This window comes from Empedobacter tilapiae (assembly GCF_004785645.1).
GTDB lineage: Bacteria > Bacteroidota > Bacteroidia > Flavobacteriales > Weeksellaceae > Empedobacter > Empedobacter tilapiae.
The window spans coordinates 19,138-37,553 of sequence record NZ_SRPE01000001.1; the positions used below are offsets into that span (position 1 = coordinate 19,138).

An 18,416-nucleotide genomic window follows, 5' to 3' on the forward strand; every position below is an offset into this window, starting at 1 on the left:
ACATACAAATAGTATAGACATTTAAAAACTATTAAGAGAATGTATTTATTATTTAATAGAACCAACGAATTGTCAAAATAAAAATCAGATACTTATGAAGAATTTAAGAAAATTAAAAGACAATAACTAAATCTAATATGTTTTGTTTAAAATCAATATACTAAATTAGTCGTGTTAACATTTTGTATATATGACAAGATATTCTTATAACTCATTCAGATCAGACTTTCGAGCAAATCGAAAAAGATGGTGAACGTGATTATTGGATGACTTCACAAGAAGCAAAAGAATATGGAATGATTGACGAAGTTTTATTACCTCGTAAATAATTTTAAATTCAATAACGATAAAAAAGGATACTCATTAATGAGTATCCTTTTTTTTATTTAAAAATAATTCTACATTTCTAAAGTTATAGAAATGAATTAAAAAGATGGTAGATGATATTTAGGACATAAAAGTCTTATTAAACATTTTATCCAACAATAATAAATTAACAAAGAAATATTTTCTATCTTAAAGAAAATAAGTACCTTTGCGCATTAATTAAGTATAAAAAATTGGAAGAAAATAAGTGCTCTTTTTGCGGGAAAAGCAGAAACGAAGTAAATATTTTAGTGTCTGGAATCGACGGTAATATTTGTGACAATTGCATTGAGCAAGCTCATGGTATAGTTTTAGAAGAGTCTAAATTTAATGAAAATAATGATTTAATAAAACCTTTAACATTAAAATCACCTAAAGAAATTAAAGAATTTTTGGATGATTATGTAATTGGTCAAGATCAAGCTAAAAAAATATTATCTGTTGCAGTTTATAATCACTACAAAAGAATATTACTAGATAAAGAAAATGATGTTGAGATTGATAAATCTAACGTTATTTTAGTAGGAGAAACAGGAAGTGGAAAAACTTTATTAGCAAAAACAATTGCTAAATTATTGAATGTTCCGTTTGCTATTGTTGATGCTACTGTACTTACAGAAGCTGGATATGTAGGAGAAGATGTCGAAAGTATTTTAACTCGTCTTTTACAAGCAGCTGATTATAATGTTGAACTTGCCGAAAAAGGCATTGTTTTTGTTGATGAAATAGATAAAATTGCTCGTAAAAGTGATAACCCTTCTATAACTAGAGATGTTTCTGGAGAGGGAGTTCAACAGGCTTTACTTAAAATTTTGGAAGGAACTATTGTAAATGTTCCACCAAAAGGAGGACGTAAACACCCTGATCAAAAATTTATAGAAGTCAATACAAAAGATATTTTATTTGTTGCTGGTGGTGCTTTTTCTGGAATTGAAAAACATATTGCTGATCGTTTGAAAAAACATGTAATTGGTTTTAAAAACGAAGACCACAAAGAAATAGAAAACCTTTTAGATGAAGTTAATGCACAAGATTTGAAAAACTTTGGTATCATTCCTGAATTAATTGGGCGTTTACCTATAATCACATATCTTAAAGCATTAGATAAAGAAGCTATGAGAGCTATTTTAACAGAACCTAAAAATTCTCTTATAAAACAATATACAAAGCTTTTTGAATTGGATGGAAAAGAGCTTGTAGTGACGGACGAAACCCTTAATAAAATTGTAGACCGTGCCAATGAACTAGGGTTGGGAGCTCGCGGATTGAGAGCAGTTACAGAAGAAATCTTTACTGATTTAATGTTTAACATTAAAGATTTACCTGAAAAAGTTATAATATAATTAATTGTATAGTAACTTTTTAATAAAAGTTTTTATATTTGTAATGAAATTATTCTTTAATTTTAAAAACCTACCAAAATAACATATTTATGAAAAAGAATCTACTTGCTTTATTCGCATTAGGTGCGATATATAGTGCATCAGCGCAAACTACATATATAAAAGACAAAGCTGTTGTAGTTGTTAAATCAAATACACTTTTGTATATGGGAAATGGATTAGAAGTTTCTTCTTCTACACCTAACACAATTGTAAATGAAGGGAATATATTAGTTAATTTATCTAGTCTTAAACCATTTGATTATAATTCTTCTGCAGCAGAGACTTCTCCTTATTATTTTAAAAATTTTAATACAGATGGAACAACATATAATGATGGTTCTAATTTTGTGAATAAATTTATTGACAATAATAGTTATGGCCAATTAATGTTTTATTCAGCAAACGGAGGAAATCTTAGTGCTTCACCAATTCCAGAATCTACTAATAGAATAAAAGGACGTGTAACAATAGAGAAAAAATATGTTAATCCGTCTAATTATAACTGGCTACCAATATCAATTCCATTTGATAAACGATCATTAGATAAAGGTTATAGTCAAATACTTCAAAATTCCTTTGGCATTAGCTCATCACAGTATATATACAATAATTCCAATTCAAATTCAAGATATTTATCTACATTAATGAACTGGGCAGAAGGGTATGAATATTATAATCCAATAGATGGTTCAGAAACAAATTTTTTAGAAACGACTGTAAACATTCTTAATTTATCTTCTGGAGCATTAAAGACAATTTTTGCAAATAATTATTCAAATCCAAATGCTAGAATTACCTATAAAGGTGTTCCATATGGTGGAGCTCGTAATATTGTTTACAGGAATACTGTAGCTGGTCAAAGTCCTTGGAGTAAGGTATATACTCCAACTGATAAATGGGGTGTTTGGAAAAACAAAATAAACCCTGCAAATGAAAAATACGGGACTTATATTGGTGAAAGTTTCGAAATTATGGATGATGAAAGTGTAACTTATGGTAAATATCAAATCAACTTTGCAAATCCTTTTACTCATAATTTAGACTTAGCTAATTTATTTAGTGGATCTCATTCATCAGGAATTGCTAGAACAAATATTAAAGCAGTAACTAAACCTGGTACAAGTGTTACTTGGAAAATAGGTGTAGGAAATACTACTCCTATAAATACAAATTACATGGCATCTGTACCTACTAATACAACAACAGGCTATAATCCTGCTTTAACAAATAGACAATGGACAGGAGATAAAGAAGCTTTATTATTAAGACCATTTGAAATAGCAACTTTCAAAACTAATGATGTAGCTGGTTCTTATCAATATTTTTCTGGAGAGTCAAGTAGTTATGCTACAAATAACCCAAAAACTTTCAATTATGCATCAGGAGCAACTATAACTAGTACAACACCAATACCAAGAGGCGTTGGTAATGTAACTGAAGATATAGAAGCTAGTAAAGAAAATTATAATGAAAATTCATTATATCAATTAGGTTTAGTAGTTTCTAATAATAATGATACACAAGGAAATCGCGTTTATTTTGTAGCTGTTGATTCTGATATTACAGGAAAACAAAATGAGTTTGAATTAGAATATGGTAGCTATGGCTCTAATTCTGGTCTTTGGTTAAATCAAGAGAATAAAGATGAGACTTTTGATGAAGGTTCGTTTTTATTTATAAATGGTTTTAATATGAATGATTATGTTGCAAAACCGCTACATATGACTTTTTATAAAAATCCAAAAGATACTAATACAAAATTTACTTTAACTGCTAATTTAGCTGAAGGTAGTACTCTTAATGATGGATTAGAGAAGTTTTCTAATGGGAATAAATTTTATTTTGTTGATACAAAAGAAAATAAAGCTATTGAGATTACTAAAGATTTTAGCTATACATTTACAGCTAATGAAAGCTCTAACAATCGTTTTATTGTTTATTGGAATGAATTACCTTCGAAATTAGGAACAGGAGAAATAGGAATAAATAAGAATAAAACTTTTATTTATAGAAATAATGTAGCATCAAATTCAATTCGCTTTGCGAAAAAGAATTTAACAGCAAATATTGTTGTATATAATATGACTGGTCAAAAAATCTATGAAAAAGATAACCTTTCAACAAGTCAAGATTTTAATTTCAATAATATTGAAAATGGAATGTATATTATCAATATTACATATTCTGATAATACTACAGAAACATTAAAATCTATTTTTAAAAAATAACCTAACCTATAAATAATATCATTATGTTTAAGATAATATTAAGTCTATTTGGGTTCTTGTCTTATGTTTCTGTATATGCAGAAGTCATAATACAAGGTCCTCAACAAACTCCACCAACTCCAAATGCAATTGGCCCTCCTGGAGGAAGCGGAGGTCCATGGACACCAGGATCGCAAGCATCACCAATAGATAATTACGCTATATATTTAATTGTATTAGCGATTATCGTAGCAATAGTATATTTTGCGATGAACAAATACAAAAAATCTTTGATTTAATCAATATTAATCATATTTTTAAACCTCAATCTTTTCGATTGAGGTTTTTTTATATCAAAATTAAATTATGAAAAATAAATTTATACTACCATTAGTTGTTTTAGGAAGTTCAGTATTCGGGCAATTTAATGTATCTGGACAATTGGAAAATTATGCAAATAAACCTGTTTTGGTTAAAATTTTTGAAAATGCTGAATTAAAATTAATCAAGAATACAAAAACAGATAATAATGGAAATTTTTCCACTAATATTCCAAAAGAATATAACGGCTTTGTTCGTATAGATCTTCCCAGTGGAGAAAACATTTCTTTATTAACTGATAACAAAAATTTAAAATTTAAAACTGGTATTGGCCAAGAAATGACTTCTAAACTACAAATTATAGAAGGTGATACTCAAAAAGAATATAATAAAGTATTAACTCTTCAACCATTAAATGAAGTACAAAACCAAGTTTTTCCTTATTTAATGCAAATCTATAAACCTACAGATGAGTTTTATATTGCAATGGTAAAAGAGGATAAAAGAATTAATGAACTAAAAAGAAACGAAAATTTTTCAGGACTAATTACTTATATTAATGAACTAAACGATTTAAAACAAAAAGCTCAAAACAATAGAGATACCGAAAATATTGAAGCTATTGTAAACCATTTTGTGAAAGATGATGAACGTTTAGAACAATCAGGAATATTCAATGATTTAGTTTTTGCATATATCAATGGGAAATTAGCTACAGCAGGAAATCAAGATGTTGAAGGTAATTTGATTAAAGCTACTGATGAAATTTTAGCTAAAACAGATATTCAAACAGCAAGAGGTCAAAATGTTTTAACCACTATACTAAACTTTGTTCCAGAAAAAGAGTATTCAAATTTCCACAAAAAATATGTGGATAAGGTAAATGGTTTAACATGTAAAATTACTGATCAATTGAAAAAAAGAGTAGGATTAAGCATTTCTACTCAAATAGGTAATAAAGTTCCTAATATTACTTTTGAAAAAGCAATTAATGGTAAAAAATCTTTATACGATATCAAAGCAAACCAAAAACTAATCGTATTTTGGGCTTCTTGGTGTCCTGCTTGTCAACAAGAAATTCCTTACATAAAAGAGTTTTATAAAGACTTTAAAGCTAAAGGAGGAGAAATAGTAGCAATCTCATTAGATTACGATGAAAAAGCGTTTAATAATGCCATAAAAGAATTACCTTGGTACAACTACTCAGATTTATTGAGATGGGATTCTCCTATAGCAGCAGAATTTGGTATTAACTCTACTCCTACTTTATTATTAATCGATAAAGACAATAAATTAATTAAGAAATTTAATCACATTTCAGAATTAGAAACTTCTAAATAAATTTTAATAAAAAAGCTACAAGTAATGTAGCTTTTTTTTATTTATATATCTAAATAAAACCTTGACTATTCTTGTAATGTATAATTAGAAAAATACCAATCAAAATAGTAAATCCCCATAAAGAACTTCCACCATAACTGAAAAAAGGAAGCGGTATTCCAACAGTCGGAAATAGTCCCATAACCATTGCTATGTTTATAAAAAAGTGAAAAAAGAGAATAGATGCTACAGAATAACCATAGAATCTAGCAAATTTACTTTTTTGATGTTCTGCTAAATAAAATAATCTTCCTACAAAAATAGCATAAACAATTACCAAAGCTGTGCTTCCTATAAACCCCCATTCTTCTCCTACTGTTGTAAAAATATAATCTGTTTGTTGTTCAGGTACAAATCGTCCTTTCTTGATTGTACCTTGATTATAACCTTTGCCTTTTAATTCTCCCGAACCAATCGCCGTTTTGGCATAAAGTAAATTATATCCTGATGTATCGCGATATTTAGCCTCTCCTTCATACAATACCATTACACGTTCTTTCTGATGCTTTGGTAGTTTTTCGAAAATAATAGGAGAAATAAAACTAACTGTACTAGCAAATAACAATAAAACAATAGAAATTATTATACTGAAGTTTAAAACATTCGCAGCTAAACCAGATTGTGTTTTAAACGGAGAATCATTAATTTCTTTTTGTTCTGTAAGTTTCAAAATAATTACTGGTATAATTGAAATAAAGAATCCTATTAATCCAAAAAAAACAGTGTTAAAAAATATTGGTTCAGAAAAAAATAAAGATCGCATTGGAAAAAGATGTCCAAATGATTCTCTTGTTTCTTCTGAAAGATCTTCTACAAAGTAGCAAATACCTATTAATAATAAAAAAAATATTGATAAACCTATTAAAATTCCATGCATAGCATCAATCACATTCTGATTATAATTAAATGCTAAAATTATTAATACTATAGATAGTATAATAAATCCTAAAATCAAAAGAACATAAAAAGGAATTTGTATTATCGAGATCAAAAATATAATCAGTAATATAATTGGCGCTATAATAATCCACGGATTTAATCCTTCTCTATATAATGCAATACTTAAAGAACAGAAGATAATTACTGATCCTAAATCTGGTTGAAGTAAAATCAAAGCGACTGGAATAGCTATAATTAGTAATATTTTACCAATAAAAGCTATATCTTTTAGGTTTGCATTAGAATGATTAATAAAATTAGCTATAAGTAAAGCCGTTCCTATCTTTGCAAATTCTGCAGGTTGTAAACTCAAAGGTCCAAAACGATACCAGGCTTTCGCTCCATTAATTTCCTTACCTACAATCAAGACTCCAACTAAGAGGAGTAAAGAAATAATATAAAAAACGGGACTATATATTTCGAAAAAATTACGATTATTTCCGCTCACAATAATCAAAACTAAAATCATCACCATCCCTAGTCCAAACCAAATTAGTTGTTTTACACCTAAATCTGGATTGACACTATAAACGTTCATAATTCCGAAGGCTGCAATTAAAAAGCCAAGAATTAAAACTGTCCAATCAATTCCTTTTAGTAATCTGTTTTGACTCATTTTTTAATTTTGTCGAATCTTTCTTTAATTTCAGCGAATCATTCTTAATACCTAATGTATCTTTCTTAATTGGTTCTACATACAACCCTTTTCTTTTTAAATAATCAATCCATTGCCTTCTATATTCGCCTTGCAGATTTCCACCTTTCATTCTTTCTAATAAGCCATGGCGCTTTATTGTATCTGTTACGTACAATTCCGCAACTAAGCTAGCCATTGGCCCTGCCCAAGTTGTTCCCCAAGATCCATTTTCTACTATTGCAGCAATTGCTATTTTAGGTTTGTCTGCAGGAGCAAATAATACAAATAAAGAGTGATCTTGCCCATGCGAATTTTGGGAAGTTCCTGTTTTTCCTAATTGAACAAAAGCACTTGTATCAAAGCTACGAGCTGTCCCCATCGTAAAAACATTACGCATTCCTCTATGTATAATATCAAAATGTTTTGAATCAACTAATGTTTTCTTTTTTACAATATAAGTAGAGTCTGTTAAAGGTTTTCCATCTATTCGACGTACAATATGTGGTGTATAATAATATCCCTTATTAGCAATTATAGATGTAAAATTTGCCATTTGCAATGGAGTTGTATTAATATCTCCTTGTCCCATTCCATTAAAAATGATTCGATAAGGATTCCACACTCCTTCTCCAAAACGTTTGTCATAAAATTCGGATGTTGGAATTAAACCTTTACTTCCAACGGGTAAATCTGTTCCCATAAATTTTCCTAACCCAAAACTATTCATAATTGCCGCCCATTCATTAATTCCAACACTATAATCGTTTGGATCTTTACGAACAATATCTCGATAAGCTTCTGAGAAAAAGTTATTACAAGATTTACCTATTGCACGTTCTAATCCTTGAGGAGCATAATATAGACCACAATGACAACCAATGTGCATTCTTCCATAGCGAAAACCATGCTTACAAACATAAGTTGTTTGTTCAGTCATTGTTCCCATTTGCAAACCAGCTAAAGCTGTTACCATTTTAAAAGTAGAACCAGGAGGATATGTTCCTTGTAAAGCTCTATCATATGTAGGTCTAGAAATTGAATCATTAATTAATGCATTTCTAGATCTTGAATTTAAAAAGTCACTTGGATTAATTGTTGGTCCTGAAGCCAAAGCTAATATTTCTCCATTCGTTGGATCAATTGCTACAATTGCACCACGTTTATTTTGAAGCATTTGCTCTGCTAATTCTTGTAATCGAAAATCAATTGTTAAATTAACTGTTTTTCCACTCTTCACAGGACGATCATAATCTCCGTTTTTGTAAGGTCCAACAACATTCATTGTTCTATCAACAATCCAGTTTTTCACACCTTTTATTCCTCGTAAATCTTTTTCATATGATTTTTCTACACCAGCAATACCAACCAAATCTCCTGGCTGATAATACGTAGAATCTGTTTTAATATAAGCTTGATTTGCCTCATTAATATATCCCAAAATATTTCCAGCTGAGCTTACCATATATTTACGTTCAGGACGTTTTATAATACTAAAAGCAGGATATAAATATAATTGCTCTTGCATACGAGCAAAACTTTCTCGGGAAATATTTTTTAAGAAAGGATATGGAGATAATTTTTTATAATCTTTAGCTGTAACAATTTTATCTAAAATAGAATCAAACTGATTTGTTGAGATTCCAACCATTTTAGAAAATTTAGCCTTATCAAAATCATTAATTACTTCTCCCGAATCATTAACAACTTTTGCAGGAATAACATCTAATTCGTATGAAAAAGTGTTACTTACCAATAGTTTTCCATTTCGATCTAAAATATCTCCACGATTAGGATAAATAATCTCTTGTTTTATTGAGGTATTAAATGCATTTAGCGTATAACGATCTGTAAATAATTGCAAGTAAGCTAAACGTCCTATAAATAGAAAGACTATAAACAGGATGAGTGCATAAACAACCATCAACTTTTTCATACTCCAACTTTATTTTTAAATAAAATTTTATAAATGAATACAAACACAAAAGTTATTCCTGAATTAATCAATGCTTTTAACATTAATGGACCAATTCCAGTTAATTTAAAATTCTCAAGAAGCAATAAAATAATATGATGTGCAAGAATTAGAATAATCAAATAAAATAGCCATTGCGCAAAACTAAAAGAATTGAAAGAGAAAAATTCCATTTCATAATCTTGTTTTCCTGCCAAAAGTTTAATAATTGGATTTCTAAGAAACGCGATAAGCGTTAAGGCGAAAGCATGAATTCCACCTGTATATTCGAAGATATCAATCATTAATCCCAACATAAATGATAAGATTAATAAGGCATATTTATTTTGATAAGGAGGATAAAACAATACAAATACAATATAGATATATGGTTGATAACTTCCTAAAAAGTTGATGTGATTGAACACAAAAACTTGTAACAAAGCTAAAATTACAATCTTGATAATATTGATTAAAAAATCTTTATTGAACATTCTGAGGTCTCGTTATTGTATCTGATTTTTCTACTTGTTGAATTTCAACTTTATTAAGGTTTGTGACCACATAAGCTTGTGCTAAATTGGCGAAATCTTGTTTCAATCTTACTTGAACCTTCATTTCACCTGTTTCATCAATTCCTTTGCTTACAACTTTACCTATAATAATTCCTTCTGGGAAAACTGGCGATTTACCATCCGTTTCGATGATATCACCTTTTTTCACTTCGATGTATTTCGGAATTTCATATAACTGAACAAAACGAGGATCCTTTCCGTCCCATTTCACTGTCCCGAAATATTGATTTCCTTTGATACGCGCATTGATATTGATATCCTTGTTTAACAACGAAATTGCTCGAGAATAATTTTTCCCAGCAAAAGTTACAATACCAATTACTCCATTATTTGTAATGATTCCGTCACCTTTTTCTATTCCGTCATTTGTTCCTTTATCAATCGTCAAAAGATTTTGCGTTTTGATAATCGAGTTATTTACAATCTCAGCAGGTACAAAAGAATACGTTTGATGATAACCTAAGGTATCTGATTTGTAAAACTTTTTAGTTTTCGCATCTTTAATTCCCAAATGCACCAATTGCTCACGTAAAAAGGCATTTTCGTCCATCAAATCTTTATTGGTACTCGGTAAATGAATAAAGTTTGTCACTTTTGCAATTTTATCATCTACATAACCTGTAAACGATGTGCTTGCAGAAGCAAGAATAGTTTCGTGATAAATATTTTTCTTAAAGACAAGAAACAACGCAATTAACTCTAAAAAGACAAAAATTAATAGCATTCCATTTCTTCTAATCGCATTCAGAATATATTGCATTGCTCTTTACTCTTCTATTTCATTAAGAAAGTGAATTTATCAATATTTTTAAGTGCAATCCCTGTTCCACGAACAACAGCGCGTAAGGGATCATCAGCTAAGAATACTGGTAAACCTGTTTTTTTAGAAATACGTTGATCTAAACCTCTCAACATAGCTCCACCACCAGCCATATAAATACCAGTGTTATAGATATCTGCCGCTAATTCTGGAGGTGTTTGAGATAATGTTTCCATTACACCATCTTCGATACGTAGAATTGATTTGTCTAATGCACGCGCAATTTCGCGATAGTTTACAGTAATTTCTTTTGGTTTTCCTGTAATCAAATCACGTCCTTGTACTGGCATATCGTCTGGTGCATGCTCTAATTCTTCTACAGCAGCTCCAACTTCAATTTTAACACGCTCGGCAGTTCTTTCTCCGATATATAAATTATGATGGGTTCTTAAGTAATATGCAATATCGTTTGTAAAAACATCTCCTGCAATTTTCACAGATTTGTCACAAACGATACCACCTAATGCAACAACGGCAATTTCTGTAGTACCTCCACCTATATCAATAATCATGTTACCTTTAGGTTGAGTAATATCAATTCCAACTCCTATTGCAGCAGCCATTGGTTCGTAAATAAGACGAACATCTTTTGCGTTAACGCGTGCACAAGAATCTTTTACAGCACGCTTTTCAACTTCTGTAATTCCAGAAGGAATACAAATCACCATTCGTAATGAAGGTGAAAATAATTTCCCTTGAATTCCAGGAATTTTCTTGATGAACTCTGTCAACATAAATTCTGAAGCTTCAAAATCTGCAATTACTCCGTCCTTTAAAGGACGAATTGTTTTTATATCATCATGCGTTTTACCTTGCATGTGTTTTGCTTGTTCTCCAACAGCAATAACTTTATTTGTTCTTCTATGTATAGCGACGATAGATGGACTATCTACTACAACTTTATTATTGTGAATAATTAAAGTGTTAGCAGTCCCCAAGTCAATCGCAATTTCTTGCGTGAAAAAATCAAATAATCCCATCGTTGATTATGTCTCAGTATTATTAAAAATGAATGTACAAAAGTATAATAAATTTAGATGATTATAAAAGAGAATTTAATTTTTTAATCATCTAAATATTTTTACTAAAATAGTAAGATTTTAACAATAAAAAAGGGTTAAAAATATTTTAACCCTTTTTTATGATTTTTATTGAATTTGAATATTGTAAGGTAGCCTAACTTGAACACCTTTTTGTTCATTCATCATCTTTATTTCTTTATAAATTCTAATTCCGTCCGAACCTAATTCTTTTGCAATTGCTGCTTCGGTATTTTTTCCTTGAAGATTATCCATAAATTCTTCAAAAGAATCTTTTCGTTTTGGGTAACTTTCTGTCGAATATTTTTCGATTTTAGCCAATTTAGCTGCTTCTTTTATTGCTGTATCTAAGCTTCCGAAATCATCTACTAAACCAATTTGTTTTGCACGAGTTCCAGACCAAACACGACCTTCTCCTATTTTATCAACTTGTTCATATGTTAATTTTCTATTTGTCGCAACGTGATTTACAAATTTTCCATAAATCAATACGATTGATTTTTGCATCGTATTTTTTGCTGTTGGTGATAATGGTGTCGTCAAAGATTTTAACTGATCTGCATTTGCATTCGTTTTTACTTCGTCAAAATCTAATCCGAAATTATTGAATAATTTTTGCGCATTTGGGATCATTCCAAAAACTCCAATCGAACCAGTAATTGTATTTGGTTGTGCATAAATTTTATCTGAAGCTTGTGCAATGTAATATCCACCAGATGCTGCAACATCACCAAAAGATACTACGATTGGCATTTTTGTTTTCAATTGCATCAATTCATATAAAATTTCTTCTGATGCATTTGCACTACCTCCAGGAGAATTTACACGTAAAACTAAAGCTTTAATTTTATCATTTTGACCGATTTTACGAATCGCATCCACATAAGTTTTCGATTGAATACCATCAAAACCATCTCCTTCTGTAATTGTTCCTGAAGCATACAAAACAGCAACTTTATCTTTTTCTGATTTCTCAGATAATGTTTCGAAATAATCTTCTACTTTTATAGTGTGTTTTTCAAGTACTTCAAAATCAGTTTTAGATTTATCTTCTTTCAGACCAAGTTTTGTGAATAACATTTTTTGATATTCATTTTCTTGAGCCAATACATCATATATTTTTTTCTCTTTACCTAATTCAGGAATAAATGCGTACAAACTATCTGTAACCAAATTGAATTGTTCTGGAGAAATTTTACGTGATGTCGTAATCGAATTAGAAACATTACTCCAAACATCATTCAACAATTCTGATAATTGTAAGCGATTTTCTTCAGACATGTTTGTTCTCATATAAGGCTCTACAGCACTCTTAAATTGTCCGTGACGAATCACCTGAAAATCTACACCATATTTATCTCCTGCATTTTTGAAGAACATAATATTAGAACTTAATCCTTGCAATAAAGTTCCTCCTAAAGGATTTTGGTAAATTTTGTCTGAAATACTACTTATATAATATGACAGTTGATTTCCTGAATTAGAATAAGAATACACAAATTTTCCTGATTTTTTGAAATCTTCTAACGCATTACGAATGTCAGTTGCTTGGGTCGCTCCTCCAGAAAATTTATCAAGTTTTAAACTAATTCCTTTAATCTTATCATCACTCTTTGCTTCTTCAATCGAATGAATAATATCTTGTAAAAAAACATTTGAATCTTCTGACATATTAAAAATAGAAACTGAACGATCCATGTCACTTTCCATAATAGGATCTTCGAGCGAAATTTCTAAAACAGAACCCTCTTTTACACTTTTTGTTGGAGCAGATAATGCTGAAACAAATATTAAAACGAAGAGTATGATTACAAACACACTAACCGTTAATAGATTTCCTATAATTGTTGAGAATACTCTCCCGAAAAAGTTTTTCATTTTTAAATTATTATTACTTTTGCACTATATGTCGCAAAATAAAGTCATTTTGTTACTAGGAACAAACTTAGGTGACAAAAAAAACAATCTAGAAATTGCTAAAAACCTTATAAATAAGGATATTGGAGAAATAAAAAAAGAATCAAATATCTTAGAAAATAAAGCTGAAGGTTTTACAACCAATCATTTATTTTTGAATCAAAAAATTGAAATATTATCTTCTCTATCTCCTTTTGATATATTACTAAAAGTAAAAGATATTGAGAAAAAAATGGGAAGAAATTATTTTCAACCAAAGGAAAATGAACTATATGTTGATAGATTAATAGACATTGATATATTGTTCTATAATAATATTTTAATTAATTGTAACCAATTAAAAATTCCACATCCTCAAAACTATTCGAGAGATTTTATTAAAAGTTTATCTTTTTTTTAAGATATTAATTATTAAATCATTAGTTTTGTAAAATATATTTAGTTATGCTTTATATTAGTTATAAAAATAATTCTAACCTATGAAAAAACTTTTATCTTTATTAATCTTGGGAGCAGCTGCTTGTGTGTCTGCCCAGACCAAGTTCGATGAAAAACCATTCAACAATAGTAAAAAAGAATTCAATGATTGGTCTGTCTCTTTATTTGGAGGAGGGAATTTATTCCAAGGATCTGATTTTCAATCTTGGATGGGAGGTGGACATTTTACACCTGGATATGATTTTCAATTTCAAGTGAATAAACAAATATCTCATGCTTTTGGTTTAAGTTTACAATACCAAATAGGACAAGTTAAAGGTGGAGCTACCATTGAAGATCAAATTTTAAGTAATTATGTTGGTTGGGCGAATTCAAAGACCAAATACCAAGCTGTTTCGGCTTTAATTGATATTAACGCTTCAAATCTTTTAAGACGTGTTGATAACAAAACTGAATTTAAATGGGCTATGCATTTATATGCAGGTGCTGGTTTTATAGGATATAAAGCATACAGAGATAATTACAAGGGTTCTGGTAATAATTATATGTTAATTACAGATCAACCTCTTGGTATTTATTCTTTCTTTGCTCAAGTTGGTACGGGTCTTCGTTATAAACTTAATGATAGATTCGATTTAGAAGCTCGTGCAATGTACGTATTAACTGGTGACGAAGAATTTGATGGCTCAGGTAAACCTATGCCTTATCATGATAATGGTGGTATGACTGCTGCTGATACTGAAGAAGGACGAGATGATAAAATGCTTACTTTCTCTTTAGGTTTGCATTATAAAATTGGAAAACATAAAGATGCTTTACAATGGGTTTCTCCTATACATCTAAAACCTGTTATTGAACAAACTCCTTTTGAATGTATAGATGAAGATAGAGATGGGGTATGTGATCAATGGGATAAATGTCCTGGAACTCCTGAAGGAATTCGTGTTGATGGTTCTGGATGTTCTTTAGATTCTGATGGAGATGGTGTTCCTGACAGTGAAGATAAATGTCCTACAATTCCTGGTCCACCAACAAATGGAGGTTGTCCAGAGAAAGTTGTAAGAATTTCGGGAGAAGATGTAGCTACAACAATTAATGCTTATTTAGAAGGTATTGAGTTTGATTACAATTCTGATCGTATTAGAGAGCAATCTTACGAAAAATTAAACCATGCTGCGGAAGTATTATTAGCTAACCCTGATTTCAAATTCGTAGTTGAAGGTCATACAGATGCTGCTGGAGGTGTAGATTACAACCAAAAATTATCTGAAAGACGTGCTGCTTCTGTTATTCGTTATTTAGCGAACAAAGGTGTAGATACTACTAAATTATCTTCTGTTGGAAAAGGAAAATCTGATTTAAAATGGCCAGAGTGTAACCCTGTTACTAATTGTCCTGCATGGAAAAACCTAGAAAATAGACGAGTAATTTTCAAAGAAATTAAATAGTCTTATTTTATCATACAAAAAAGCTCAGTTAAAATTAACTGAGCTTTTTTTATTGTTCTATTTTATTAAGTAATTTTAATCATAATTAATCAAGGACAACAATTTGAGTTGAGTTAGATGAAACCTTATAAAGAAAATACTTTAGCATATTCTTAATTTCTTCTGTTTCCTGGATTGGTATCAAAATATTGTGAATTTTATCTAATGATTTTATCTGATGATGAAATTCATAATAACCATACCCCTTAAACTCATCATTTTCTATTAAATAAAATGACTTCTCTATTCCTTTTCTTCCTTTATCAATTATTAAAAATGTAGTTGAAGGATATTCTGTTGTTTTAATAAAATTTTCAATCCTTTTATTATAAACCTCTCTTGGCTCTTCTTTTATACAAGCTCCATTACATTTATTAACTTTATATTGAAAGCAAGACTCGTCCGATTTTATTCCAGCATTTACTTGTTGACAAAGATTATAATCTTTGATAATTTTTCCCAAAACATCTTTTGCACGCTCTTTTGTTTTGAATTTTAAAACAGGTTGCACTTTTCTAACCTTACCAACTTCTAATCGAGAATAACCTCTCTTTGATTCCAAATAATACAAACCAAAAGGATAAGCTTTATTTTCAATCAACCTTGCATTATACATTGGTTGGTTATTCAATATCTCATTATTTTCTTTTATAGCAGCTAAAAAACCACTTCCCGTTTCTTCAAATTTTACAGAACGAGTGTATCTTTTAAGTTTATTAGATTTCAATGTTTTAGAAGTGAATATTTGATTTACAGACCTTGCTATATTATTACTTCTACTGATATAAATTAATTCTTTTCTACTATTATATAAATAAAAAACACCTATAGAATTAGGTAAATTATCCAATAGCTTCTGATATTTAGAATGTGCTTTCTTAGGCTGTTTTAGACCCGTTTTTTTAATAATAATTTTCTGAGAATCTTTATCAATTAGCATTTTAAAGAGTGCAATAGTTGCACGCGCATCTCCCGAAGCCCTATGCCTATCTGTTACAACAATTCCCAAAGATTGACAAAGCTTTCCTAATGAATAAGATGGTAATCCTGGAATAAGTTTTTCACTATACTCAAAAGTATCTATCCACTCCTTTTCATAATTATAACCAAGTCGATCAAACTCCTGTTTTAACATCCTGTAATCAAACATAACATTATGTCCTACTAAAATACAGTCATCAGTTATCTCAACGATTCGTTTTGCTATTTCATGAAATTTAGGCGCACTAAGCACCATTTTATCCGAAATATGGGTTAATTTTTGTACGTATTGATCAATTTTTTTTTCTGGATTAACTAATGATATAAACTGATCTACTATTTCTTTTCCATCATATTTATAAATTGCAATCTCTATAATTGATTCCTCTCCTACTTTACCGCCAGTCGCTTCTACATCTAAAATCGCGTACACTTGCTTATTTTTTTCCTTTTAAAAAATTATTTAACATTTTCATTCCTAAATCAATTAGCTTTCTAGTTGCAGTACGACTTACATCACGCACCACAGGATTATCTGTCCAATCTTTCTCTTTCGGAACTCTTTTGGTTGAAGTTGTTTTTGTAGTAGGTTTTTCTGTATTTTTTTGTTGTTCTAATTTCTGAGATAATATTTCATTTGCAGATTGTCTATTTATTTCTGAAGCATACCTATTTACTAAATCTGAACTAGAAACAATTGTATTAATTTCATCAAATGTCAGCACATCCATTCTCGAATTAGGTGCTCGCATATGTGTATAAGCTAAAGGCGTTGGAATCCCCTTTTCATCCAAAGCTGTAATAAACGCTTCTCCAATCCCTAGTTGGGTTATCACCTCGTTTGCTTTATAATAAGTTGTTGTTGGATAATTTTCAATTGCTTTTGTAATTTCTTTTCGATCTTTTGCTGTAAAACCTCTCAAAGCATGTTGAACTTTCAATCCCAATTGACTTAAAACCGCATCTGGAACATCTCCAGGAACTTGAGTAACAAAATATAATCCAACTCCTTTAGAACGAATTAGCTTAACCATTGTTTCAATTTGATTCAATAGAGCTTTAGTAGCCTCTTTAAAAATCAAATGTGCTTCATCAATAAAAATCACAAGTTTTGGTTTATCAGAATCTCCTGATTCAGGGAATTGAGAATAAATTTTATTCAGTAAACTCAACATAAAAGTTGAGAATAAATTTGGTTGATTTTGAATATCAATTAAACGAATAATATTAACAATTCCTTTACCATCCTTTGTTTTTAGTAAATCTTGAACATCAAAACTAGGTTCTCCAAAAAACTTAGTCGCTCCTTGTTGTTCTAATGCTACAATTTTACGTAATATAGCTCCTAATGAAGCTGGGGCAATTGTTCCATAATTAGAATTCAACTCCGATTTACCTTCATCAGAATCTGTTACATATTGCAAAACTCTTCTAATATCTTCTAAATCAATTAAAGGTAAATTACGATCTTCACAGTATTTAAAAATAATTGAGATTATACTTTCCTGAGTTTCATTTAACTCTAATATTTTACTAAATAAAACTGGACCAAAATCACTTACGGTTGCACGTAATCTTACACCAGGTTCATCAGAAATTGACAAAAATTCTATTGGAGAGCCTTGTGGATCAAAAGGTAAATTGAGCGATTGCATTCTTTCTTGCGCATTTTTATCTTCCGAATTTGCAGGAGCTCCTATCCCAGATAAATCTCCTTTTATATCCATCAACAATGTAGGAACACCTTTTAAAGAAAGTTGCTCAGCTATTATTTGCAAAGATTTTGTTTTACCTGTTCCTGTTGCTCCTCCTATTAATCCATGACGATTCATAGTTTTTAATGCAACAGAAATCTCGGCTTCTTCTACAATTTCTCCATCTAACTTAGCTTTGCCTAAAATTATTTTATCATTTTTATAAGAATAACGGCTTTGTATTTCTTGAATAAAACTTTCTTTCTGGTTCATTATGA

Annotated in this window: 14 protein-coding genes and 1 pseudogene; 7 read left to right on the forward strand and 8 right to left on the reverse strand. The window is 29.8% G+C overall.

Translation table 11 applies throughout. The annotated features are described in order from the left end of the window. Positions 1-197 precede the first annotated feature (197 nt). The 5 genes and pseudogenes from E4J94_RS00070 to E4J94_RS00090 all read left to right on the forward strand — a co-directional run. Positions 198-329 (forward strand): annotated as a pseudogene (locus E4J94_RS00070) (ATP-dependent Clp protease proteolytic subunit); the annotation flags it as partial. A gap of 231 nt (positions 330-560) precedes the next feature. Further along, positions 561-1,709 (forward strand): ATP-dependent Clp protease ATP-binding subunit ClpX, encoded by a 1,149-nt coding sequence (gene clpX, locus E4J94_RS00075; RefSeq protein ID WP_135833881.1) that lies wholly within the window; start codon positions 561-563, stop codon positions 1,707-1,709. 89 nt (positions 1,710-1,798) lie between these two features. Next, positions 1,799-3,979, forward strand: coding sequence for a T9SS type A sorting domain-containing protein (locus E4J94_RS00080; protein ID WP_135833882.1), 2,181 nt, complete (start codon positions 1,799-1,801; stop codon positions 3,977-3,979). Positions 3,980-4,002: 23 nt separating this feature from the next. Beyond that, positions 4,003-4,257 carry a hypothetical protein gene (locus tag E4J94_RS00085; protein WP_135833883.1) on the forward strand — a complete coding sequence of 85 codons (255 nt, stop codon included), beginning with the start codon at positions 4,003-4,005 and terminating at the stop codon, positions 4,255-4,257. A 67-nt stretch (positions 4,258-4,324) separates the two neighbouring features. Then, positions 4,325-5,620, forward strand: a complete 1,296-nt coding sequence (locus E4J94_RS00090; protein ID WP_135833884.1) for a TlpA family protein disulfide reductase — start codon at positions 4,325-4,327, stop codon at positions 5,618-5,620. Positions 5,621-5,669: 49 nt separating this feature from the next. On the opposite strand, the gene rodA is transcribed toward E4J94_RS00090, so the two are convergent. The 6 genes from rodA to sppA form a co-directional block, all read right to left on the reverse strand. Beyond that, positions 5,670-7,214 (reverse strand): rod shape-determining protein RodA, encoded by a 1,545-nt coding sequence (gene rodA / locus E4J94_RS00095; RefSeq protein ID WP_135833885.1) that lies wholly within the window; start codon positions 7,212-7,214, stop codon positions 5,670-5,672. Continuing rightward, positions 7,183-9,168 (reverse strand): penicillin-binding protein 2, encoded by a 1,986-nt coding sequence (gene mrdA, locus E4J94_RS00100; protein WP_135833886.1) that lies wholly within the window; start codon positions 9,166-9,168, stop codon positions 7,183-7,185. The genes rodA and mrdA overlap by 32 nt, the downstream gene beginning before the upstream one ends. After that, positions 9,165-9,680 carry a rod shape-determining protein MreD gene (gene mreD / locus E4J94_RS00105; RefSeq protein WP_135833887.1) on the reverse strand — a complete coding sequence of 172 codons (516 nt, stop codon included), beginning with the start codon at positions 9,678-9,680 and terminating at the stop codon, positions 9,165-9,167. Before mreD ends, mrdA begins: the two co-directional genes overlap by 4 nt. Then, the gene (mreC, locus tag E4J94_RS00110; RefSeq protein ID WP_135833888.1) at positions 9,670-10,521 is read right to left on the reverse strand and encodes a rod shape-determining protein MreC; all 852 of its coding nucleotides are present in this window, start codon (positions 10,519-10,521) and stop codon (positions 9,670-9,672) included. The genes mreD and mreC overlap by 11 nt, the downstream gene beginning before the upstream one ends. A 14-nt stretch (positions 10,522-10,535) precedes the next feature. Next, positions 10,536-11,561: a rod shape-determining protein gene (locus E4J94_RS00115; RefSeq protein WP_038331974.1), complete on the reverse strand. Its 1,026-nt coding sequence runs from the start codon at positions 11,559-11,561 to the stop codon at positions 10,536-10,538. A 168-nt stretch (positions 11,562-11,729) separates the two neighbouring features. Beyond that, positions 11,730-13,499: a signal peptide peptidase SppA gene (gene sppA / locus E4J94_RS00120; protein ID WP_135833889.1), complete on the reverse strand. Its 1,770-nt coding sequence runs from the start codon at positions 13,497-13,499 to the stop codon at positions 11,730-11,732. A 28-nt stretch (positions 13,500-13,527) separates the two neighbouring features. Here sppA and folK point away from each other — a divergent pair, with 28 nt between their 5' ends. Beyond that, positions 13,528-13,938: a 2-amino-4-hydroxy-6-hydroxymethyldihydropteridine diphosphokinase gene (gene folK, locus E4J94_RS00125; protein WP_168801802.1), complete on the forward strand. Its 411-nt coding sequence runs from the start codon at positions 13,528-13,530 to the stop codon at positions 13,936-13,938. Between the two features lie 79 nt (positions 13,939-14,017). Beyond that, positions 14,018-15,424, forward strand: coding sequence for an OmpA family protein (locus E4J94_RS00130; RefSeq protein WP_135833891.1), 1,407 nt, complete (start codon positions 14,018-14,020; stop codon positions 15,422-15,424). Positions 15,425-15,509: 85 nt separating this feature from the next. Here E4J94_RS00130 and E4J94_RS00135 read toward each other — a convergent pair whose 3' ends face one another. Further along, on the reverse strand, positions 15,510-16,877 hold the full coding sequence (locus tag E4J94_RS00135) for an exonuclease domain-containing protein (protein WP_135833892.1): 1,368 nt from the start codon (positions 16,875-16,877) through the stop codon (positions 15,510-15,512). A gap of 4 nt (positions 16,878-16,881) precedes the next feature. Continuing rightward, positions 16,882-18,411, reverse strand: coding sequence for a helicase HerA-like domain-containing protein (locus E4J94_RS00140; RefSeq protein WP_135833893.1), 1,530 nt, complete (start codon positions 18,409-18,411; stop codon positions 16,882-16,884). Between the last annotated feature and the right edge of the window lie 5 nt (positions 18,412-18,416).